At 47.1% G+C, this 22,752-nt stretch carries 20 protein-coding genes and 1 pseudogene; 14 read left to right on the top strand and 7 right to left on the bottom strand.

Features of this window, described 5'->3' with window-relative positions:
• A pseudogene (locus ACIQZ3_RS05110) lies at positions 1-1,575 on the top strand (hypothetical protein); the annotation flags it as partial.
• Between the two features lie 589 nt (positions 1,576-2,164).
• Here ACIQZ3_RS05110 and ACIQZ3_RS05105 read toward each other — a convergent pair.
• Positions 2,165-2,692: a TlpA family protein disulfide reductase gene (locus tag ACIQZ3_RS05105; protein WP_397390958.1), complete on the bottom strand. Its 528-nt coding sequence runs from the start codon at positions 2,690-2,692 to the stop codon at positions 2,165-2,167.
• A 26-nt stretch (positions 2,693-2,718) separates the two neighbouring features.
• Here ACIQZ3_RS05105 and mpl point away from each other — a divergent pair, with 26 nt between their 5' ends.
• Genes mpl through mtgA form a run of 6 tightly spaced genes read left to right on the top strand, consistent with a single transcriptional unit; the run spans position 2,719 to position 9,402 of the window.
• The gene (gene mpl / locus ACIQZ3_RS05100) at positions 2,719-4,125 is read left to right on the top strand and encodes a UDP-N-acetylmuramate:L-alanyl-gamma-D-glutamyl-meso-diaminopimelate ligase (protein ID WP_397390956.1); all 1,407 of its coding nucleotides are present in this window, start codon (positions 2,719-2,721) and stop codon (positions 4,123-4,125) included.
• Between the two features lie 5 nt (positions 4,126-4,130).
• Positions 4,131-4,859, top strand: a complete 729-nt coding sequence (gene fabG, locus ACIQZ3_RS05095) for a 3-oxoacyl-ACP reductase FabG (RefSeq protein WP_397390954.1) — start codon at positions 4,131-4,133, stop codon at positions 4,857-4,859.
• Between the two features lie 2 nt (positions 4,860-4,861).
• A complete protein-coding gene (locus ACIQZ3_RS05090) occupies positions 4,862-6,850 on the top strand; it encodes a ribonuclease catalytic domain-containing protein (RefSeq protein ID WP_397390952.1) in 1,989 nt (662 codons plus the stop codon).
• Between the two features lie 13 nt (positions 6,851-6,863).
• On the top strand, positions 6,864-7,694 hold the full coding sequence (locus ACIQZ3_RS05085) for an energy transducer TonB (RefSeq protein ID WP_397390950.1): 831 nt from the start codon (positions 6,864-6,866) through the stop codon (positions 7,692-7,694).
• 41 nt (positions 7,695-7,735) lie between these two features.
• Complete coding sequence (aroE, locus tag ACIQZ3_RS05080; protein WP_397390948.1) at positions 7,736-8,644, top strand: shikimate dehydrogenase; 909 nt, start codon at positions 7,736-7,738, stop codon at positions 8,642-8,644.
• Between the two features lie 17 nt (positions 8,645-8,661).
• A complete protein-coding gene (gene mtgA / locus ACIQZ3_RS05075) occupies positions 8,662-9,402 on the top strand; it encodes a monofunctional biosynthetic peptidoglycan transglycosylase (protein WP_397390946.1) in 741 nt (246 codons plus the stop codon).
• 29 nt (positions 9,403-9,431) lie between these two features.
• Here the strand turns inward: mtgA and pyrF are convergent, their stop codons facing one another.
• Positions 9,432-10,277 carry an orotidine-5'-phosphate decarboxylase gene (gene pyrF, locus ACIQZ3_RS05070; RefSeq protein ID WP_397390944.1) on the bottom strand — a complete coding sequence of 282 codons (846 nt, stop codon included), beginning with the start codon at positions 10,275-10,277 and terminating at the stop codon, positions 9,432-9,434.
• A 74-nt stretch (positions 10,278-10,351) separates the two neighbouring features.
• Here pyrF and corA point away from each other — a divergent pair, with 74 nt between their 5' ends.
• A complete protein-coding gene (gene corA, locus ACIQZ3_RS05065) occupies positions 10,352-11,323 on the top strand; it encodes a magnesium/cobalt transporter CorA (RefSeq protein WP_015420400.1) in 972 nt (323 codons plus the stop codon).
• A gap of 18 nt (positions 11,324-11,341) precedes the next feature.
• Here the strand turns inward: corA and ACIQZ3_RS05060 are convergent, their stop codons facing one another.
• Genes ACIQZ3_RS05060 through thiL form a run of 3 tightly spaced genes read right to left on the bottom strand, consistent with a single transcriptional unit; the run spans position 11,342 to position 13,463 of the window.
• A complete protein-coding gene (locus ACIQZ3_RS05060; protein ID WP_397390942.1) occupies positions 11,342-11,866 on the bottom strand; it encodes a CinA family protein in 525 nt (174 codons plus the stop codon).
• A complete protein-coding gene (locus ACIQZ3_RS05055) occupies positions 11,863-12,444 on the bottom strand; it encodes a phosphatidylglycerophosphatase A (protein WP_397390940.1) in 582 nt (193 codons plus the stop codon). Before ACIQZ3_RS05055 ends, ACIQZ3_RS05060 begins: the two co-directional genes overlap by 4 nt.
• Positions 12,441-13,463, bottom strand: a complete 1,023-nt coding sequence (thiL, locus tag ACIQZ3_RS05050) for a thiamine-phosphate kinase (protein WP_397390938.1) — start codon at positions 13,461-13,463, stop codon at positions 12,441-12,443. The genes ACIQZ3_RS05055 and thiL overlap by 4 nt, the downstream gene beginning before the upstream one ends.
• Before the next feature lie 84 nt (positions 13,464-13,547).
• On the opposite strand from thiL, the gene ACIQZ3_RS05045 reads away from it, so the two are divergent.
• Together ACIQZ3_RS05045 and ACIQZ3_RS05040 are read left to right on the top strand one after the other, a co-directional pair.
• Complete coding sequence (locus tag ACIQZ3_RS05045) at positions 13,548-15,875, top strand: NADP-dependent malic enzyme (protein WP_397390936.1); 2,328 nt, start codon at positions 13,548-13,550, stop codon at positions 15,873-15,875.
• Between the two features lie 138 nt (positions 15,876-16,013).
• The gene (locus tag ACIQZ3_RS05040; protein WP_397390934.1) at positions 16,014-16,634 is read left to right on the top strand and encodes a barstar family protein; all 621 of its coding nucleotides are present in this window, start codon (positions 16,014-16,016) and stop codon (positions 16,632-16,634) included.
• Between the two features lie 32 nt (positions 16,635-16,666).
• Here ACIQZ3_RS05040 and ACIQZ3_RS05035 read toward each other — a convergent pair whose 3' ends face one another.
• Positions 16,667-17,428 (bottom strand): 16S rRNA (uracil(1498)-N(3))-methyltransferase, encoded by a 762-nt coding sequence (locus tag ACIQZ3_RS05035; RefSeq protein ID WP_397390932.1) that lies wholly within the window; start codon positions 17,426-17,428, stop codon positions 16,667-16,669.
• A gap of 43 nt (positions 17,429-17,471) precedes the next feature.
• Here ACIQZ3_RS05035 and tkt point away from each other — a divergent pair, with 43 nt between their 5' ends.
• Both tkt and gap read left to right on the top strand, forming a co-directional pair.
• A complete protein-coding gene (gene tkt, locus ACIQZ3_RS05030; RefSeq protein ID WP_397390930.1) occupies positions 17,472-19,466 on the top strand; it encodes a transketolase in 1,995 nt (664 codons plus the stop codon).
• 56 nt (positions 19,467-19,522) lie between these two features.
• Positions 19,523-20,551, top strand: a complete 1,029-nt coding sequence (gap, locus tag ACIQZ3_RS05025) for a type I glyceraldehyde-3-phosphate dehydrogenase (protein ID WP_397390928.1) — start codon at positions 19,523-19,525, stop codon at positions 20,549-20,551.
• A gap of 105 nt (positions 20,552-20,656) precedes the next feature.
• Here gap and fur read toward each other — a convergent pair whose 3' ends face one another.
• Positions 20,657-21,115 carry a ferric iron uptake transcriptional regulator gene (fur, locus tag ACIQZ3_RS05020; protein ID WP_397390968.1) on the bottom strand — a complete coding sequence of 153 codons (459 nt, stop codon included), beginning with the start codon at positions 21,113-21,115 and terminating at the stop codon, positions 20,657-20,659.
• 76 nt (positions 21,116-21,191) lie between these two features.
• On the opposite strand from fur, the gene ACIQZ3_RS05015 reads away from it, so the two are divergent.
• The gene (locus tag ACIQZ3_RS05015) at positions 21,192-21,878 is read left to right on the top strand and encodes an outer membrane protein assembly factor BamE (RefSeq protein ID WP_397390926.1); all 687 of its coding nucleotides are present in this window, start codon (positions 21,192-21,194) and stop codon (positions 21,876-21,878) included.
• A gap of 69 nt (positions 21,879-21,947) precedes the next feature.
• Positions 21,948-22,748 carry a 4-hydroxy-tetrahydrodipicolinate reductase gene (gene dapB, locus ACIQZ3_RS05010; RefSeq protein WP_397390966.1) on the top strand — a complete coding sequence of 267 codons (801 nt, stop codon included), beginning with the start codon at positions 21,948-21,950 and terminating at the stop codon, positions 22,746-22,748.
• Positions 22,749-22,752 lie beyond the last annotated feature (4 nt).

Below are 22,752 nucleotides of genomic sequence, written 5' to 3'. Positions count from 1 at the left end.
CAGTATCAAGTGGATGGTGGGGCTTGGATTGCTGGTACAGGCACAAGCTTTAACCTGAGCACTGGCTCACGCACCTATAGCGTGCGTCAGATTGATGTGGCAGGTAATACTTCTGCAGTAAGCGCAGCTAAAACCTTTGTGCTGGAGAATCTGGTGGCACCAACCATTACTTTGGCGATCGATAGCGGTTCATCGGCAAGCGATGGCATTACCAATAACCCAGTAGTGAACGTGAGTGGTTTAGTAGCAGGCGCTACTTTCCAGTATCAAGTGGATGGTGGGGCTTGGATTACCGGTACAGGCACAAGCTTTAACCTCAGCTCTGGTTCACGCACCTATAGCGTGCGCCAAACTAGCGGGGAGGGTTCCTTTTCGCCGCTTAGTACCAAGAGCTTCACTTTGGATACGATGGTTTCACCGCTAGGCGTATTTCTAGCTAGTGATGGCGGAATTTCATCTGGAGATCGCCATACGAATAATTCCACTGTGAGAATTTCTGGCTTGGAGGCTGGGGCAACTTGGCAATACAGCCTCAATGGCGGGGCATCCTGGTTGACTGGTTCAGGCACCACTATTAGTGGTATTTCAGGTGATGGACATAAGTCCGTGCTGGTTAAGCAGACTGATCTTGCTGGAAATGTTTCTGCGAATAGCCAGCTTAATTTTGATTTGGACACTGTTGGCGCCTATATTCAAAACATCCAATATATTTCTGGGGGCATTAACCACAGCGGCTGGGAGCGAAGATTGGTTACTTTTAGTGATGAAGTCTTTAACTTTACGTCTAAGAATTTTAATGTGGTGGATTCAAACTTTAATAACTTGGGTTGGCCAGCAAACCCGCCCGTGATTACTAATCTTGGAAATAATCGCCAGTTTTACGTCGACTACACGGGTCATTTGCTTTATACGAAAATTGGTGGCTACTATTCATATACTACCGCTATTTTCTTGGTGGATATGAAGGGGGTAATTGATAAGGCTGGTAATCAGGGGCAAAACAGCTGGGGCTATACAGAGTCTTATACATGCCCGTTGGTTTTTGATTTCACCGGCCAGGGCGTTCAAACAATTGATCTATCGTATGGCGTTAATTTTGATTTGGATAGCGACGGAGATCAGGAAGCAACGGGCTGGATAGGCTCTGGTTCCGGCCTCTTAACTTTGGATATTAACCAGAATGGTTTGATTGATGATGGGTCTGAATTATTTGGGACGTCCACAAAAATGAATGATGGGGCGAAGGCTTCCAACGGATTTGAGGCTCTGGCTCAATATGATTTAAATCTTGATCATGTCATAGATGTTAATGATGAGATATTCTCGAAATTACAAATTTGGCTCGACTCCAATGCAAATGGTGTGACGGATGATGGTGAGTTGAGAAGCCTTGAGCAGATGGGAATTAAGAGTATTAACTTGCGGTACTCAGAGCAGCAGGGCGCCTTTGATGCGAATGGTAATGATCACTTTTTGAAGGGCTCATATACCAATAGCGAGGGTGTAGTTTCTGAGGTGGTTGATATTTGGTTTAGGCAGGGTGAAGCCATTGCTCAGCAAGCCCCTCTAATGTAAGAAAGAGGCTTTATTAACCGACCTTTAAAAGTTGGTTAGTCTGGTTTGGTTGGGGCGGAGGGGGTTAAGTTCGGTATTGCGCTGAATTTAACCCCTTTCGCTTTTTGTTGATTTGATCATGTTTTATTCTGGATGTATTTATGTGACGCAGAGCTAGTTTCGCAATCCCGAACATTCCAATACGTAAATTCTCTAGGATTTTATTGGGCCCCATAGAGCAGAAAGCGGGGGGCAAATGGCAAGGCGACGAAGGCGAATTTACCCCAGTTAAAAACTGGGGTAAGGTAATCTCCTTGCGGGGGGTATTTTATCTCTCGCCATTCAGGCCGATAAGCCAAATGTGCGCGCAGCCTCAATGCGGCCACGAGTACAAGTAGTGCTAATGGCACTTTAAATCTTTTAAATGCGGTTGCTGCGGCTAAAGTTTTGGAGTAAAAGGTGCTCTAAGCATCCCCAACAAAGGAAGAATAGTCGCAGCACTTGGTTTGACTAAGTTAATGGATCCAAAAAAAGGGGGGTGCAAAGAGTTTTTTTGGGGTATTGATGACCACCTCATTTTCTTGAGTTCTGTAAAAGTCGATATACTCCTCTAAAGCGCCTCTAAAATTCTATTTTTGATATCATCTTCGCTTATTTTACCCAATTTTCTATAAGTTGCCCTGCCTTCAGCATTGATGATGATGGTGTAGGGTAGGGCGCCCTGCAAGTTGCCCATTTGCTTGGAAAGGTTGCTGCCCTCAAGCCCGCCAATCGCAATAGGGTAAGAAACTGGAGTTTTTTCAAGGAATTCACGAATATTAGAGGGTGAATCAATACCGATGCCGACAAATAGCACATTTTGACTCTTGAGCTCCATTTGCAGCTTGTCAAAAGTCGGCATTTCTTCAACGCAAGGAGGACACCAGGAGGCCCAAAAGTTAACAACCAGCACTTTTCCATGCCATTGTGCTGTGTCGACTGGTTTGCCATTGGGCGTTTGCCATGGATTGGCTAAAAATGCTTTGATAGTGGGATCACTTGCCAAGCCTGTTTTGTAAATCCATTGCGAAGCCAGTACTCCGGCAACAAGCGCTGCGAGACTAATACCGGCGATGCAAATCCACTGTCTTCGGTTCATTGCTACTCCTTAGCTAAAATTACCAAATGCATATTCATATCTTGGGCATTTGTGGCACTTTCATGGGCGGCATTGCCGCAATCGCTCGGCAGGCCGGACATCATGTTACAGGCTGTGACGCCAACGTGTATCCACCAATGAGCGCTCAGCTTGAGGCGCAAGGCATTGAGCTCATCGAGGGATTCTCACCCGACCAATTATTGCAGTTTGAGACGATGCCGGATTTATTTGTAATTGGTAACGTCGTTTCTCGTGGTAATCCACTGATGGAAGCCATCCTCAATCAAGGGCTTCCTTACACCTCTGGGCCTCAATGGCTAGGTGAGCAAGTGTTATTTGGTCGGGATGTCTTGGCAGTTGCTGGCACGCACGGTAAAACCACTACCTCCGCAATGCTGGCTTGGATTTTGGAATTCAATGGTTACAAGCCAGGCTACTTAATTGGTGGGGTGCCATTGAATTTCACAGTATCGGCTCATCTGGGTGAAGGCAAATACTTTGTGATCGAAGCGGATGAATACGACACGGCGTTTTTTGATAAGCGCAGTAAGTTTGTTCACTATCGTCCACGTACTGCCTTGTTAAATAATCTCGAGTTTGATCATGCAGATATATTCGCTGATCTGGCTGCAATCGAAACGCAGTTTCATCATTTAGTGCGCACGCTACCGGGCAATGGTCTCGTGGTGGTCAATGGTGAAGAGCCTGCTCTAGAGAGAGTGATCGCACGAGGTGCATGGGCACCTGTTGAAAGGTTTGGTCAAGACAAACACAATGCTTGGTCATTGATTTCTCAAGTAGCGGATGGTTTTATTGTTTTGCAGCACGGCAACGAAGTTGCAACGGTGACCTGGGCTCCAGACTCTGGTGTCATGGGCCGACATAATCAGCTCAATGCATTAGCGGCAATTGCTTCAGCGAATCATATTGGCATTTCTCCAGTTGATGCGGCGCGTGCTTTAGCTGAATTCAAGAATGTCAAACGTCGTTTAGAAACGATTGGCATGGTAAATGAAGTAACGGTTTATGATGATTTTGCGCATCACCCGACAGCAATTATTACTACAGTAGACGGATTGCGTCGAAGGGTAGGACAGTCTCGCATTTTGGCAATCTTGGAGCCGCGGTCGAATACGATGAAACTCGGAGTGATGAAAGCCCAGTTGCCAGATAGCCTAGAGGCGGCCGATAAGATTTTTGCTTATGGCGCTAGTGTTGGTAAAGATTCTTTGGGCTGGGATTTAAATGAAGTCTTAGCCCCATTAAATGCCAAAGAAGAAGATCGTGCCTTGGCCTTTGATGATTTAAGTGCTTTGGTAGATGCAGTGGCAAAAGAGGCAAAACCAGGGGATCACATTTTGGTGATGAGTAATGGCGGTTTTGGTGGCGTGCATCAAAAAATATTGACTGCAATACAAGAGAAAGCAAGGTAATGAATATGAGACTAAAAGATAAAGTAGCGATCATTACCGGGGCCGCAAAGGGTATTGGCTTCGCAACGGCAAAGCGCTTTTCGCAAGAGGGTGCGAAGGTCATGATTGCGGATGTGAATCCCGAGGCCGTTAAGGCTGTAGTCGATCTTATTCCGGGTTCGGAAGCCTATGTGATGAATGTGACTGATCGCGCGAGTGTTGAAGCGGCTATTGATCAGATTATGCAACGTCACGGACACATTGATATCCTCATTAACAATGCCGGCATCACCCAAGATGCGCGCTTAGTCAAAATGACTGAAGCGCAATTTGATTCAGTGATTGATGTCAATTTGAAGGGTGTTTTCAATTGCACACAATTAGTGGTGCCGCACATGTTGGAGGCAGGTAAAGGTGCTGTCGTTAATGCTTCAAGCGTTGTAGGTATTTATGGAAACTTTGGTCAGACAAATTATTCCGCCACTAAGTTTGGGGTGATTGGATTTACCAAAACCTGGGCGCGTGAATTGGGCTCAAAAGGTATTCGGGTAAATGCGGTGTGCCCAGGCTTTATTGCAACTGAGATGGTCAAAGCCATGCCGGAAAATATTCTGAAAGATATCGAAAGACGTAGTTGGCTAGGTCGCTTAGGTGTCCCCGAAGAAATGGCGAACGTGTATTTATTCTTAGCGAGCGATGAAGCCAGTTATGTCAATGGCGTTGCACTTGAGGCCAGCGGCGGGATTTCACTCTAATAATGCATCTTTTATATGAAGAGGGTGGTGACATCAAGGTCGCCACAGTCCAATCTGCCTCGGGCGCTGGGGATGCTGAATCTTGGCAGGCGACGAGCCTGTCCGGGAAAAAGATCAAGCTGAAAGCTAAAGAAGTTTGGCTACGCTTTGAAAAGCCAGAACCACAAGCGTTAATGGATGAGGCCAATACCTTATCTAAAGAGATTGATCTGCAATTCTTGTGGGACTGTGCGCCTGACGAAGAGTTTGGTTTGGTGGATGTCGCCCAAGAATACTTTGGGGCACAGGCAAGCATCCCACAACACACTGCTTTAGCTATTGCTTTACAGGGGGCGCCGGTATTTTTCCGTCGCAAAGGGCGTGGGCGTTTTCAGAGAGCCCCCCTTGAGCAGTTGCAGGCCGGCTTGGCTGCGCTCGAGCGAAAGCAAAAGGAATTAGAGCAGCAGGCTGCGTGGCAAAAGGAGTTGGTAGCTGGCGTGTTTCCAGAAGAGCTGAAGTCTCAGGTAAACCAACTCCTATTTTCTCCGGATAAAAACACCTCAGCCTATAAAGCATTGATTGCTGCTTGTACTGAATCAGGAGAATCGCCTGCCCAATTGATGATTCGATGTGGTGCGATTGATTCACCTTTGCGATATCACCAAGGCATGTTCCTAAAAGCTCACTTCCCGCGGGGTGCTGCACATGATCCAACTTTAGTGGTTGAGCAAGACGCATTAGATGCCGCTATTTCTGAGCTACCTATAGCTGAGGTAAGCGCCTTCTCGATAGATGATTCAGGCACCACTGAAATTGATGATGCTTTGTCGGTTACTGCGCTTGAGGGTGGCGGACACCGCATTGGTATTCATATTGCGGCGCCTGGTTTGGTGATCGCTAAGGATGATGCCTTAAATAAGGTCGCGCGCACGCGTATGTCCACGGTGTATTTCCCTGGCGACAAGATCACGATGTTGCCCGATACGGTGATTTCACAATTCTCATTGGATGAGGGTGCTGCTCGCCCAGCTTTATCGATTTATGTGGACATCGATGCGGCTGGAGTCATAGATAAAGAGACGCTGCAGTTGCGTGCTGAGATGGTTCCTGTGGGAGCAAATCTACGCTTAGAGAATTTGGAGCACCTGGTAACGGAAGAGAGTTTGACCGATGAATCGTCTAACTATGTGTATCGCCAGGAGCTCAGTGTGTTGTGGGGTGCCGCAAAGTTATTACATGCAGGGCGCCAAGAGCAACGGGTAGTAAATGGATTGCGTGCTGAGCAATTAGGTGTCTTGGATCCCAACGCCTTAGCGAGGGACTTTCATTTTCAAATCAAAGAAGTGGATGGTTCACAGCGGGTAGACATTACTCCACGCCAGCGCGGTTCGATCTTAGATACCATCGTTGCTGAGTGGATGATTTATTGCAACAGTGCTTCAGGACGTTTATTGGTAGATCATGGGATACCTGGTTTGTTCCGAACTCAAAAGGGCTGGGGCCCTTTGCGAACACGTATGCAGACAACACCTGGCCCTCATGAGGGATTGGGTTTGGAGTATTACGCATGGTGTACATCGCCATTGCGTCGCTATTCAGATTTGGTGAATCAGTGGCAGTTGATTGCAATAGCGAAACATGGCATCACTGCCAAGATGGTGGCGCCATTCCCACCGCGAGACGCTGCCCTGATGGGTATTGCTGCCGACTTTGAAGCTTGCTATTCAGCCTATGGTGAATACCAGGACCGCCTTGAAAAATATTGGTGTCTGCGTTGGGTTGCTCAGGATGAAGTTCCTAAGCAAGTCTTGGTGAGACATCTCAAGGAAGGCATGTCGCGCGTTGAGCTGGTGCCTTTGCATTTGCTGGTTCCAGAGTTGGCTACCCACCCGCGTATGACTCGAGCTGAAGTGAGTATTGCTGATGTAGATCTTCTGCAGCTCACTGCGGGAGTGCGAGTGCTTCATATCGAAACACTGGAAGTGCCTGAGCGTGATGCAAGCCCCGCCTAAATTTTCCCGGTTAGTGGGGCGCTTAGATAGTAGTTGGCGCCGCTACCCGTTTGGCTATGCTCTGGGCCTCTCAATTCTGGCTCACCTCACCTTTTTGTCGTTTCGCTGGGGGATTGGGGAAATAGAAAATCGTCGTTTAAATACGCCTCTGAGCGTTGTCTTGGTAAATGCTAGCAATCAGGTGGCGCCCAAGCAGGCGAATAAATTGGCTCAGGCAGATTTGCATGGAGGCGGCAACACTCCCAATCAAGATGCAAGCGCATTACACCGTGCAAGGCTTGGTGCGGATGCTCGCCTCGAAGTCTTGGAGAAACAACAAAAACAAATGCTGACCAAGCTTGAAGCAGATCGGGCGCTAGCAGGTGGCCGTAAAAGTGGTGATGAGAAAAAAGCTACGTCGCAAATGAACTCTTTAGAGGCTAAGTTAGCGAAGCGTTTGCAGGTCAATGGTCGCGAGCCTCGTCGTAAGGTCTTGACCGGAGCTAGTACGAAGGCAGTTGTATTTGCGCAGTATTACGATGCCATGCGCCAAAAGATTGAGGCTTATGGAAGTGCATTTTTCCCGCGAGCCAATGGGCGTCCTTTGTATGGCAGTTTGGTGATTGTCGTGAGCGTTGATGCCCAAGGGCGGATTGCTAACAGTCCTCAGGGTAAAGATGGTTTGAGTATTGGACGAAGCTCCGGCAATCCTGAGTTAGATCGCCAGGCCTTGGCAATTGTTCGTGCTTCCGCTCCCTTTGGAGTTTTTCCTGCAGAAATGCGCAATCAGATTGATATCTTGGATTGGGTATCGACTTTTGATTTCACGAGGGATGGATCTGATCGCTTAGATCTACGTCCTTAATTCAATAGACATCACTCAATTTCGCTTATCCTGTAGTCACTATGAGTCAAGCCACTTCCGCTGAATTGCATACAGATCCCACCCAATTTCCAGGTGTGGATGTCTATGCGGTCGCCGGTAATCCGATCTCGCACAGTAGATCGCCCGCTATTCACAAACGGTTTGCTGAGCAGTCAAATCAAAAAATGCACTACGGTCGTTTGCAGCCCGCACTTGATCAATTCAAAACCGCTGCGCAAGCCTTCTTTGTTGCTGGCGGTAAAGGCATGAATGTCACTGTTCCATTTAAGTTGGACGCCCAGGCACTTGCAGATGTATTAACACCGCGTGCGCAGTTCGCTGGCGCTGTAAATACTTTACGTATTGAAGATGGAAAAATCTTTGGTGACAACACCGATGGCGCTGGTCTAGTCAGAGACCTATTGGCACAGGGTATCCAGATTAAAGGCTCCCAAATTCTATTATTGGGAGCAGGTGGTGCGTCGCGCGGAGTGCTGGGCCCATTGCTAGAGCAGTTGCCGAAAGAATTAATGATTGCTAATCGATCCAATGCCAAGGCTGATGAATTGGTTCACTTGTTTGGTGGTTTAGCTAACTCACTGAATGTTGCACTACAAGCGGTTTCCCTAAGTGATCTTGAAGATGTTAGTAAGACCACATCTCCTTTTGATCTTATTATTAATGCCACTGCTGCCGGCCTATCCGATGCATCGCCGATTAGCGATGCGGCAGCAAGCAACATTTTCACTCCAAAATCTTTCGCCTACGACATGGTCTACGGCAAAGCCACCGCCTTTATGCAACAGGCATTACATCGCGGTGCACGGGTAAGTGACGGCTTGGGCATGCTAGTAGAGCAGGCTGCTGATGCCTTCTTAATTTGGCGTGGTGCTGCGCTTGCTGATGCGATTGATTCTCGCGCTGTATTGGCAGAACTTCGCACTTCCTAGTTTCTAGCTGAGCTTCGATGCGCTGGCTTTCTTATCTTCTGAAATGTTTACTGGTTGGTTTTGTTGCCATGCAAATGTACTTTGTAATTCAGATTGGCTTGTGGGCGGCGCTGGATCCAAGTAGCACAGCATTTCAGAGGGCGGAGCGTTGGCGGCTTTGTGGCCTGTCTTGGTCTTGCTCGGTACAGTCTTCTTGGGTTCCTTACGACAAAATCTCCGGTAATCTCAAGCGTGCAGTCTTGGTGAGTGAAGATGATATCTTCTTTCAGCATATGGGCGTTCGAGTAGAGGATATGCAAAAGGCATGGGCTAAAAATTCACAGCTCAATCAACAGAGTGGAAAATCTAAAACCGCTTTACGTGGTGGCTCCACAATTACGCAGCAACTAGCGAAGAATCTTTTTCTCTCCTCTGAGCAGAATTATTTTCGCAAAGCGCAGGAGCTGATCATTACGGGCCTACTTGAAGTTATGCTATCTAAGCAGAGGTTGTTCGAGATTTATCTAAATTCAGTAGAGTGGGGCGAAGGTATCTTTGGGATTGGCGCTGCTTCTCAACATTACTATGGAGTAAAGCCAGCATCACTTAATCGCGAACAGGCGGCGGCCTTAGCCTCTGCATTGCCGGCTCCAAAGTGCTTCGACAAAGTGCAGTATTGCCGCAAGGCCAATATTCATTTCCCTACAAGGCAAAACTTCATTTTGGAAAGTATGGATAGAGTCGCTTTAACGCCCATTCCAAAACCAAAGGCGCGATAGGTCTGCTGTAACTCGACCTAACGCCTTTTTTATTTACTAGCTGCAGCTCTTAATGCATCTCTCGTAGTGATAGCAATTTTTCTGGCGGCCCCAGCAAAATCATTTCCTGAGCTCGCGTACAAGATTGCTCTAGAAGAGTTAATCATCATGCCAGTACCTGGTTTATTCGGGATGCCGCCAGCCTTCACAGTGGCATCGATATCGCCGCCTTGAGCGCCAATACCCGGGATGAGCAAAGGCATCTTGCCCACAATCGCTCTTACCTTAGCAATTTCTTCGGGGAAGGTTGCGCCAACTACGAGGCTGATTTGACCGGAGGTATTCCATTGCTGTGCAGCCAGCTTGGCAACATGCAGGTAAAGCGGTTCGCCATTGGGAGCCACATTCAAGAATTGAAGGTCAGAGCCTCCTGGATTTGAGGTGCGGCATAAAACAATCACACCCTTGCCAGCGTGCTTTAGATAAGGCTCGATCGTGTCAAAGCCCATGTAAGGGTTCACGGTCACCGCATCTGCACCGTAGCGCTCAAAAGCCTCTAAGGCATAGTGGTCAGCAGTGCTGCCGATATCACCACGTTTGGAGTCCAGGATGACGGGAATATGGGGATATTTATCTTTAAGGTATCTAGTCAGTTTTTCTAGTTGGGCTTCAGCTCTTTGGGAGGCGAAGTAGGCGAACTGGGGCTTAAAGGAGCAGACGGTATCCGCAGTGGCATCAGCGATCTCGCGGCAGAACTCAAAAATCCCCTCAGGCTTACTCTGGAATACGGCGGGCAAGCGTTGAGGATCTGGATCAAAGCCCACACACAACATACTGCCTTGGGAAGCCCATGCGGACTGGAGTTGTTGGGTAAAGGTATTTGGGCTGGAGTTCATTGGGATTAAGCTTATTTTAGTGAAACTGTCATGAGCTATAGGATAAACTAGCGACCATTCCTTAGGAGTTCACCATGATCAACTTGTTCGTCCTGCAAAATGGCCGCCTCTCTCAAGAGCAAGTGGAAGATCGCAATGAATTGTTGCAATACTCCAACCCTATCTGGATCGACGTTGTTGACCCTGAAGAGGAAGAGCTCCTGTGGATTAAAGAGGCTTTTGGCGTTCTTTTGCCTGAATTAGATGATTTGGGCGACTTAGAAGCTTCTGCGCGTTATTTCGAGGCAGATGACGGCCACCTCCATATTCGTACTGATTTCTTATTGGACGAAGAAGAAACTTCTCGCAACGTGCGAGTCGCTTTCGTAATGACTAAGCAAGTTTTGTTCTCTATTCATGATGAAGATTTACCAGTGTTCCGTTTGGTTCGCTTGCGTGCCCGTTTACGTCCTGGTTCAGTAAGTAATGCAAAAGATGTTTTGCTCGACCTGTATTCCACTGATGCCGAGTACTCTGCTGACGCATTGGAAGAGGTTTATGAAAATCTCGAGCAAGCAGGTAAGCGCGTTCTGCAAGATGACATCACCGATAATGATGCAGAAGAAGTACTTGAAACAATTGCCAAGGAAGAGGATACCAACGGACGCATTCGTCGCAATGTAATGGATACCCGCCGTGCATTATCTTTTTTAATGCGCAGCAAATTATTGTCTGATGAGCAGCAAGAAGAAGCTCGTCAGATTTTGCGAGATATTGATTCACTAGAAAACCATACCGCATTCTTATTCGATAAGATTAACTTCTTGATGGATGCGACAGTCGGTTTTATTAATTTGAACCAAAGTAAGATCATCAAGATCTTCTCGGTGGTATCAGTTGCCTTAATGCCACCTACTTTATTGGCTAGTGTGTGGGGCATGAACTTCCGCTACATGCCAGAGCTAGAACAGACTTGGGGTTATCCAGTCGCCATTATTTCTATGGTGATTTCAGCGATGATTCCATTGGGCTACTTCCGCCACAAGGGCTGGCTAAGCTCACGCTAATTCTATAGTACTGCCTTATCAGGCGTTTTTAGGTTTAAGCATTTCCAGAAATTGAGAGAGCGCAAAATCGCGCGCTTGTTCCCGCACGATTTGACGGTCACCGTTGAAATGCTTAGTCAGTGTGGCGGTATTGATTACAGCACCTCCAATGCTCTCTTTAATTGCCCAGCCAAAGCAGACAGTGCCAACTGGTTTTTCAGGTGAGCCACCTGTTGGGCCAGTGATACCGGTAATAGAGATTGCGGCATTGACATTGGCATTGCGAAGGGCCCCCTCAGCCATGGCTTTAGCCACTTGCTCGCTAACTGCGCCAAAAGATTCAATCATTTCTACTGGCACATTCAAGCATTCAGATTTTGCGGCATTGCTATAGGTGATGTAGCCTCGCTCAAGCCAATCGCTTGAGCCCGCTAAATCCGTCAGGGTTGCGCAGACAAGGCCGCCGGTACAGGATTCAGCCAGGGCAATTTTCCAAGCTCGGTTTATTAAAGTCAGCGCAACCGCTCTCGCTAACTCATGCTGAGGATCGTTATTATTTTTCATGAGATGTAGCTCAATCCAATATGTAAAAGCACAATGGTGAGTAGGGTGAAAAATGCTGCAGCTAAATCATCGGCAATGATTCCGAAGCCGCGCCAAAGTATTAAACCAAAATTGGATGGAGTGGAATTATCACCACCTTCTAAATGTTTAAAGTGTCGATCAATCATTCCAATCGGACCTGGCTTGACGGTATCAAATAATCTGAAAAGTACAAAAGCCAAAATTTGTACCCATAGGCTTGCTGGCATGATGAAGATCAACACAAGCCAAAAGGCGACAACTTCATCCCACACAATTCCGCCAAAATCTTTTTTACCTAGCTCTTCGCTGACTTGTCCGCAGATCCAGCAGCCCAGCAGTATTCCAATTCCAATGATCCACAGCCAAGCTTCGGTAGATAGAAAAAATTCGCCTACCAAGAATGCAGCCCAAGCCCACAGCGTTCCTGCAGTGCCAGGGGCGAATGGCGCCAAACCACTGCCCATACCGAATGCAAGGGCGCGACTAGGTTTACTAAACACCCACTTGAAGCTGGGACTGGGGGTGGAGGAGCTCGGCGTATTAGTTTGGGTATTCATGCGAAGTGATCAAAAGATTTCAGCAGTAAAGCTGCTTGCTGAGAATTTAATTCTTTCCCATCGTTATCGATGATGTGTATCTCAGGTGCTGAGTGTTGCATGGATTTGATGCTACCAATTTGAGTGAGCGGAAGATTTAGATCGGCACTTATTTTGGCAATGAGATCCCGTTTGCTACTTGGCGCGGTAAAGCTCAGCTCGTAATCGTCCCCACCATTCGCTGAATATTGCTTTTGAATTGCCAGAGTTTGTTTGCGCAATTTGGCGGATTTTGGAATCCGGTCTAAAAAGATTTCCGCATCTTTGCTTGACTGTTTAAGGATGTGCTTCAAATCACCCAAGAGGCCATCAGAGATATCTAAAGCGGAATGAGCGACTTCTCTCAAGGCAAGACCTAAATTCAGTCTGGGGGTAGGTTGATGCATGCGCGCCTCAATAGCTACTAAATCTTCTTTTGATAGTGAAATTTCATGACGCAGTGCAGCAAGTGCAAGTCTGGCGTCACCAACGGTTCCTGAAACCCAAATGTCATCACCTTCCAATGCCCCCGATCTAAGAATGGCTTTGTCTTTTGGAATGCCGCCAAAGGCAGTGATACAAATATTCAGTGGGCCAGCAGTAGTGTCGCCACCAATGAGTGGGCATTCATATTCACTTGCAATGGCAAATAAACCTCTGCTAAAGGCCTCCAGCCAGCTTGAATTAGGCTCTGGCAATGCCAGTGCCAGGGTAAAGCCCAAAGGCTTAGCGCCCATGGCTGCTAGGTCTGAGAGGTTGACTGCTAGGGCTTTCCAGCCCAGCCACTCGGGGTTGGCATCTGCAAAAAAGTGTCGTCCAGAGACCAGCATGTCGCTGGTGATCGCAATTTCTTCTGTGGGGTCGATTTTGAGTAGCGCACAGTCATCACCAATCCCCAGCTTCACTGAACCGGGATTCCTGGTGAGCATGAGTTCCGACTCCGTTTTGAAGAAGCGCTGAATCAGGTCAAATTCGCCGAGCGGGGATGTTTGAGATTGCATGCCCCATTTTATGGCTCTTGGGAGTCTTCCATCCGAGAGGAATAGAATTAGAAGCTTGAATACGTCTGATTGATGAGTGAACTGATGAGTAAACCAAGCAATAGCAGCAAAGAACAAAAAATAGCGGATTTAAGAGCAGCCGCTCTCCACTATCACGAGTTTCCTGTTCCAGGAAAAATCGAAATTGCCCCAACAAAGCAGTTAACCAATCAGCGAGATCTCGCATTGGCTTACACACCTGGCGTTGCTGCAGCTTGCGAAGAAATTGCTAAGGATCCCGCTAATGCATTCCGTTACACAGCGCGTGGCAATTTAGTTGGCGTGATTACGAACGGCACTGCAGTCTTAGGCCTAGGAAATATTGGCCCATTGGCAAGTAAGCCGGTGATGGAAGGTAAAGCGGTTCTCTTTAAGAAATTTGCTGGCATTGATGTTTTCGATATCGAAGTGAATGAAAACGATCCAGATAAATTAGTTGAAATTATTGCTGCACTTGAGCCCACTTTTGGCGGCATCAATTTAGAGGACATTAAAGCCCCGGATTGTTTCGTAGTCGAGCGCAAGTTACAAGCGCGCATGAAGATTCCGGTCTTCCATGATGATCAACATGGAACTGCAATCGTGGTTGCTGCTGCAATTCTCAATGGCTTGAAAGTTGTTGGTAAAGATGTAGGCAATGTGAAGTTGGTTACTTCGGGTGCTGGTGCTGCTGCATTGGCATGCTTAGATTTATTGGTTGATCTTGGTATTCCACGTAAAAATATTTGGGTTACTGATTTAGCTGGCGTTGCGTACAAAGGCCGTAAAGAACTGATGGATCCTGAGAAGGAGCCGTTCTGCCAAGAGACAGAATTGCGCACACTGGATCAAGCGATTGAAGGTGCCGATATTTTCTTAGGCCTTTCTGCTGGTGGCGTGTTGAAACAAGACATGGTGAAGAAGATGGCGCCGAAGCCATTGGTCTACGCCTTGGCAAATCCAACACCAGAGATTCTTCCTGAAGAAGTAAAAGAGGTTCGCCCTGATGCTGTGATGGCAACTGGCCGTACTGATTATCCAAATCAAGTGAATAACGTGTTGTGCTTTCCATTCATCTTCCGTGGTGCATTAGACGTTGGCGCAACCACCATTACACGTGGCATGGAAGTCGCGGCAGTCAAGGCTGTGGCGGAGTTGGCGCAAGCTGAACAGAGCGAAGTAGTGACCTCTGTGTACGGTATTGAGAACTTGTCTTTTGGCCCAGAATATTTAATTCCAAAACCATTTGACCCACGCCTGATTACTGTCATCGCACCTGCGGTTGCTAAGGCGGCGATGGATGATGGTGTTGCTCAACGTCCGATTAAAGACTTTGATGCATACCGCAATCAGTTGCAACAATTTGTGTACCACTCAGGTACTTTGATGAAGCCACTATTTAGCATTGCTAAACGTGTGCCTGCTGCACAAAAACGCATCGTGTTTGCCGAAGGTGAAGATGAGCGCGTATTGCGTGCAGTACAAATCATTATCGATGAGCATTTAGCTACACCGATTTTGATTGGTCGTCCTGCAGTGATCGAGCACCGCATCGAGAAGTTTGGTTTGCGTATTAAATCAGGCGAAGACTTTGAGATTGTGAATCCTGAGAATGATCCACGCTACCGTGATTTCTGGAAAACCTATTTAGCTTTGACTGAGCGTAAAGGCGTTACTGAATCTTTTGCCAAGTTAGAAATGCGTCGTCGCAATAGCTTGATTGGCTCAATCATGATTAGTAAAGGCATGGCTGACGGCATGATTTGCGGAACGGTTGGTAATTCAGCTACGCATTTGAAGTATGTTGACGAAGTAGTGGGTCGCGAACCTGGTGCCAATGTTTATGGTGCAATGTCTGGATTGATTTTGCCGGGACGCCAAGTGTTCTTGTTAGACACCCATGTCAACATTGATCCAACTGCAGAGCAATTGGCTGAATTGACCTTGATGGCCGCAAGTGAAATGCGTAAATTGGGTTTAGCGCCTAAGGCTGCACTCTTGTCCCATTCCAACTTTGGCTCAAGCAGCGCTCCTTCCGCAGTCAAAATGCGGGAAGTGTTGGCTTTGATTCAAAAGGCAGACCCAGCCCTCGAGGTGGATGGTGAAATGCATGGCGATAGCGCTTTGGATGAAACCATTCGCGCCAGCGCGGTGACTTCATCTACTTTAAAAGGCGACGCCAACTTGTTAGTGTTGCCAAATATTGATGCTGCCAACATTTCTTACAACTTGCTAAAGACTGCTGCTGGTAACGGCATTGCAATCGGCCCATTGCTCTTGGGTGCCGCTAAGCCGATTCATATTTTGACTCCATCAGCTACTGTGCGTCGTATCGTCAATGTCACCACTTTGGCGGTAGTTGAGGCAGCAAGTAATGCTAGAGGCGTGGCTTAAGCCGTAAATGTAGTCTTCTATTTATGTTAGTTAGCAATAACTAACATAAATAATTCTTATATAAATCAGTGGGTTATATAAAATGCACTGTAATTGGGCTTGATTTGATGGCGTGTTAAGGGTAACCTAGCACCCATCATGAATAATCGCTCTGAAAACGGCACTACGGTAGACTTCGACGAACACAGTCGAGCTGAAAGTTGGGATGGCAACGATCGACTTGAAGCCGAGTCATCTGCTGCCAACATCTATGCCGAGGGTGGTTTATCTCGTTTACAAACCTATGCAGCAAATCAAGTTTCGGGGAAAAAAGTGACAGCTTCTTGGCGTGCCGCTTTGGCAGTTCGCGATGCCGGACCGCCGGCAATGTTGCGCAGTGTGCGCCCTAATATCGTGCAATCCATTCGTGCTTTCCGCACTCCTGACCTTCAGGAAGCGGCTACTGAGCTTGGTCAACACTTCATTTATGCTAATTGTGCAAATGCGATGACTAAAGGCGAAGTATTGGAAGCGATTGCGATTGCCTATACATTTACCAAGCAACAAGCGAAGAATTTCGATCCCTTATTGGGCGCTTTAACGACTACGGTTGATAAGTCTGGTCCTCAGCCTGGTTTCGTAGTGGTGTTAGAAGGTTTGCCTTGTACACAGAAATTTGACAAAGAAGCCCGTGAAACTTTGTTGGACGTATTCCGCGATGCCGTGGACTTTTGGTCTGAGCGCCGCACACCCTATCGCGTGTTCTACTCATTCGCTTAATTAGCTCAGCAGTAAATCGGTATAAATCGCCTCTATTTGAGGCGATTTTGCATTTCTGGGCTCCAAATACTGTGAGCAGCAGTAATCGCCACAATTCCAGCAGTTTCCGTTCTCAATACTCGATCACCCAAAGAGACTATTTGATAGCCAGCAACTTGCGCTTGAGCCTCTTCTTCTGGAGAGTGCCCGCCTTCAGGCCCAATCATCAAAATAACATCCTGCGGTGGACTTTCAATTAATACTGAATACAGGCTTTTGTCGGTATCTTGGCTTAAAAGTAGCTTAAGTTTGGTTTTTTGTGGCTTTTGTAGATAACTTTCAAAACTTTGAACGGGCTCTACTGAAGCTAAAACTGTGCGATCACATTGCTCACAGGCCGCCTGAACGATGCCTTCCCAGTGGAGAACGCGTTTTTGAGCCCTCTCTGCATCACTGGAGCGAGTTAATTTGATGATTGAGCGCTCGCACTGCAGCGGTGCAATGACTTGAGCGCCCGTCTCTATGGCCTTCTCGACGACCCAATCCATCTTGTCGCCACCAGCCAGGCCTTGTGCCAAGGTGATCGCATATGGGCTCTCACGATGGGTGTCTAGGCGAATATCACTTAACTCTGCCTCTCCTGATTTATTGCCTAGGGAAAGGAGTTTGGCCTTAGCAACCTGGCCTTTTCCGTCAAAGATAGGGAAGAATTCACCAATCTGGATGCGGCGGACGCGCAGGTGATGTGCGAGCTCAGGGGTGAGGGTATTTGGCTTTTGGATTTCCCATGGGCCGGGAAGATAAAATTGAGGCATTACTGAAATATAGCTAATTAATTTCCCAGAGACCCAATTTACGATGTCAAACCTTCAAATTCGTATGGCAAATGCCATTCGTGCTTTATCCATGGATGCAGTTCAACAAGCCAATTCCGGTCACCCTGGAATGCCAATGGGTATGGCCGATATTGCAGTTGGTCTTTGGAATGAGCATTTGCAACATAACCCAACTGATCCGCATTGGATGAATCGCGATCGCTTTGTTTTATCAAATGGTCACGGCTCAATGTTGTTGTATTCCTTATTGCATCTGACTGGTTACGACTTACCAATTGGCGAGCTAAAAAATTTCCGTCAATTGCATAGTAAGACTCCTGGACATCCTGAGTACGGAATTACTCCTGGAGTAGAAACAACTACCGGCCCATTGGGTCAGGGGATTTCAAACGCAGTGGGTATGGCGCTTGCAGAAAAATTATTAGCGCAAGAATTTAATCGCCCAGGTCACGATATTGTTGGTCACTACACCTATGTATTTTTAGGTGATGGTTGTTTGATGGAGGGTATTAGTCATGAAGTGTGTTCATTGGCTGGCACACTCAAACTCAATAAATTAATTGCACTATGGGATGACAACGGCATCTCCATTGATGGCAAAGTAGTTTCTTGGTTTAACGAAGATACGCCAAAGCGTTTTGAGGCTTATGGCTGGAATGTTCTACGCGATGTGGATGGTCATGATGCAGAGGCTGTTTCTAGCGCAATTGCTAAAGCCAAGAAGAGTGACAAGCCAACCTTGATCTGTTGCAAGACGGCAATTGGTCAAGGCTCGCCTAATATGGCTGGCAGCGATAAGGTACATGGCTCCCCATTGGGTGCAGCAGAAATTGCAGCAACTCGCGTTGCGTTGAATTGGCCGTATGCCCCGTTTGAAATTCCGAAAGATATTTACGATGCTTGGGATTTCAAGAAACGCGGTCAAGCTGCTGAGCATGAGTGGAATAAAGAGTTCCAGTCCTACAAAAATAAATATCCAGAGTCAGCTTCTGAATTACAGCGTCGCATGCAAGGTGACTTATCTAAAGATTTCTCTAAAACTTTAGATGCTTATTTAAAAACTTGCGAAACCAAGGCAGAAACCATTGCCACTCGCAAGGCGAGTCAAAATGCCATTGAGGCATTAGCTCCTGCATTGCCAGAATTCATGGGCGGCTCTGCCGACTTAACGGGTTCTAATTTAACTAACTGGTCTTCATGTAAAGCTGTACGTGGCGACCAATGGGGTAACCACATTAATTACGGTGTGCGCGAATTTGGTATGAGCGCCATCATGAACGGTATTGCTTTGCATGGCGGCTATATTCCATTTGGCGGAACGTTCTTAACTTTCTCTGACTACAGTCGCAATGCCTTGCGCATGGCTGCGTTGATGAAGTTGCGTAGCATCTTTGTCTTTACGCATGACTCTATTGGTTTAGGTGAAGACGGTCCAACTCACCAGTCTGTTGAGCACGTAGCAAGCTTGCGCCTCATTCCGAATTTGATGGTTTGGCGTCCATGTGACACCACTGAGAGTGCGGTTGCATGGGGTGCTGCGATTGAACGTAAGCACGGTCCAAGTGCTTTGATTTTCAGTCGTCAAAACTGCCCATTTGTGTCGCGCAATAGCCAGCAAGTAAAAGATATTGCACGTGGTGGATATGTTTTGCGTGATCCTAAGAAATCCAAAGTCGATGCAGTGATTATGGCTACGGGATCTGAGATTGCTTTGGCACTCCAAACTGCAGAGCGTTTAGATGGCGAAGGCTTTGGTATTCGTGTGGTATCGATTCCATCGACGACAGTGTTTGATCAACAAGACGCCGCTTACAAAGCAAAAGTCTTACCGGCAGATATTCCGCGCATTGCTGTTGAAGCAGGCGTGAGTGACTTCTGGTGGAAGTATGGTTGCGCAGCAGTGCATGGTGTTGATACCTTTGGTGAGTCAGCTCCAGCACCAGTGCTCTATGAATATTTTGGTTTAACAGTCGATCAGATTGCTAAAACAGTGAAGCAATGCATCGCAAAGAAATAGAAAAGACAAGAAGCAAAGTATCTATTTAAGAATTCAAAATTAGCAAGGGGAATGGAATGACAATTCGTGTCGCAATTAACGGTTATGGTCGTATTGGTCGCATGGTCTTGCGTGCCTTGTATGAGGATCAACTCAATGGCAAGCCTAGACGTGATATCAAAATCGTCGCAATTAACGCGATGGGCGATATCGACATCAATGCACACCTGACGCAATATGATTCTGCGCACGGTCGTTTTCCTGCTGAAGTAAAAGTGGATGGCGATTGCATGGTAGTTAATGGTGATCGCATCAAGATGTTTTCCACCCGCAATCCTTTAGAAACCCCATGGGGTGAGTTGGGTGTGGACTTGGTGCTTGAGTGCTCCGGCAAGTTCACTTCAAAAGAAAAAGCCATGGTGCATATTTCTCAGGGCGCAAAGAAGGTATTGATTTCTGCTCCTGGTGAAAAAGATGTAGATGCCACAATCGTTTACGGTGTAAATCAGCAAGTTCTCAAACCTAGCGACGTCGTGGTTTCTAATGCGAGCTGTACGACTAACTGTCTAGCACCTTTGGTTAAGCCATTATTAGAAAAGATTGGTATCGAGTCTGGCTTGATGACTACGATTCATGCATTTACTAATGATCAGGTTCTGACTGACGTGTATCACAAGGATATGCGTCGTGCACGTTCTGCTGTGACCAGCATGATCCCAACTAAGACTGGCGCTGCAAAAGCGGTTGGCTTGGTATTGCCAGCTTTGGCAGGACGCTTTGACGGTTTTGCAATACGCGTGCCCGTCATTAACGTTTCTGTTGTGGATTTAACCTTTGCTGCCAGCCGCGCTACGAGCGTGGATGAGGTCAATTCCATCCTCAAAACAGCAAGTGAGGGCGAATTGAAGGGTATTTTGGGTTTCAATACCCTGCCTTTGGTTTCAATTGACTTCAATCACGACCCACGCCCGAGTATTTACGATGCCTCCCAAACTCGTGTGTCAGCAGATGGCAAGTTGGTCAAAGTCTTGGCTTGGTATGACAACGAGTGGGGCTATTCAGTCCAAATGCTCAATGCCGCTGAAGCTTTGATGGCTGTAAAGTAAGTAATTGATCGGGTTTTAACGCTAAAACTCCTTAAATTCTTGTTTTAGATGCAAAAAAGACCTCAATTGAGGTCTTTTTTCATTATCTGTGATTATCTTCCTGAATTAAGGCTTCAACTTATTCCGGCAGCCCTTCTTTTGGCAGTGGCCGTACATGGCTAAAGAGTGCTCTTGGAGCTTAAAACCAAGGTTTTTGGCAATATCGCCCTGCCTTTTCTCGATCGCTTCATCCACAAATTCCTCTACATGGCCGCAATCTAAGCAAACTAAATGATCATGGTGCTGACCCTCATTGAGCTCATAAATAGCCCTGCCATCCCCTTTGCTTGACTCAAAATGACTGCGGAGCAAGAGCCCTGCTTGTTCAAACTGGGTGAGTACCCGATATACCGTGGCTAAACCAATTTCCTTATCATCCTTGGCTAGAGCCATGAAGACGTCTTCGGCGCTAAAGTGAGCGCCACCATTTTGATGAAAAAAGTCCAAGATTTTCATGCGTGGACCCGTTGCCTTGAGGCCAATGTCGCGTAAATCTGCTGGAGTTGGGTTTTGGTTCATATTCATGGGTTTGGGAGCTAAAATCAATGTCTTAATGATACGGCCTGCCATGCAAAATTGCCCTCAACTTTTTACTCGTCTATTGAACTCCATTTTTGGGGTTTTTGGCCTCGCTCGGTCTGGGCTAGTCATTGCTACTGTTAGTTCAGTAATGATCGCCACTGGCTGCACAAGTGCTGTAGATGAAACCCAGCGGGCCTGGATGAATAAAGTCTTTAGACCTTATGTTCCAGATGTAGTGCAAGGCAACTTTATTTCTAGTGAGCAATACGCCAAGTTGCAAGTAGGTCAGAGTCGTGAACAAGTTCGCCAAATTTTGGGAACACCTTTGCTAGCTAGTTATTTCCATGCCAATCGCTGGGATTACGTTTTTGAATTCAAGCGTGTTGGTCAGCAAATGGGTAAAGAGCGTCATGTCACTGTATTTTTTGAGGGCGATAAATTAGTTAAGTTCCAAGGTGATGCCTTGCCAACTGAAGTGGAGTTGGTTGCTGAGATTGATGGCTATGCAAAAACCAAGCGTTCATTCTGGGATGTCATGACGGGCTCGAACAAGCCTCCAGTAACTACGCCGTTGCAGCAGCCTGAGTTGCTGGTGCCTAGTCCAACAGATAATTTACCGGCTGGGGCACCCGTACCTGCAGCTCCCGCTAGCAGTTCTTTTTGGGACTTTTTTAGCTTTTCAAAAAAATCACCAGATGCTCAGCCTGAGCCTCAACCCTTAGGCCCAGGCGCCCTCAATATTCCGCAGGCTAGTGAAGCGAAGTAAAGATAACTGTTGTGCTGATGTCGAGCGAATTCTGTCGACAACCTTAAATAAGAAACGAAGATACAAATGATGAAAATCGCAATTGCTGGTGCAACCGGCCGCATGGGAAAAATGTTGATCGAGGCTGTGCTCAATTGCGCGGATGCTGAGCTAGTTGGCGCCTTGGAGCATGAGTCTTGCCCGCTTCTGGGTGAGGATGCTGGTGCGTTCCTGGGTAAAAAAACTGGCGTAGCCATTACATCGGATATTGCCAAGGCTTTGGGTAGCGCTGAATTCTTAATTGACTTCACTCGTCCAGAAGGCACGATGGCACATTTAGCTATAGCGCAAAAGACGGGCAGCAAAATGATTATCGGAACTACTGGTCTGAGCCCAGAGCAAATCGACAGTCTGAAGAAAGCTTCTGCAAATTTAGCCATTGTATTTGCACCAAACATGAGTGTGGGCGTGAATGCCACATTCAAATTATTAGAAATTGCTGCAAAGATGTTGAATGAAGGTTACGACATTGAAATAGTTGAAGCTCATCATCGCCACAAAGTGGATGCCCCATCGGGTACTGCACTGCGAATGGGTGAGGTGATTGCGGATGCGCTTGGTGAGAAATTGGATGATGTTGCGGTATACGCACGCGAAGGTCATACCGGCGAACGTAAAGCTGGCTCGATTGGTTTTGCGACTATTCGTGGTGGAGACATTGTGGGAGATCACACTGTCTTATTTGCAGGCGAGGGCGAGCGCATTGAGATTAGTCATAAGTCTTCTAGCCGCCAGTCTTATGCGCAAGGTTCATTGCGCGCTGCACGTTTCTTGCAAGGACAGAGCTCCGGTTTGTTTGATATGCAGGGTGTGCTTGGCCTGCGTAAGTAAATGA

The sequence above is a fragment of the Polynucleobacter sp. genome (assembly GCF_044342855.1).
Lineage (GTDB): Bacteria > Pseudomonadota > Gammaproteobacteria > Burkholderiales > Burkholderiaceae > Polynucleobacter.
This window is presented reverse-complemented; position numbering and strand designations above follow the sequence as displayed.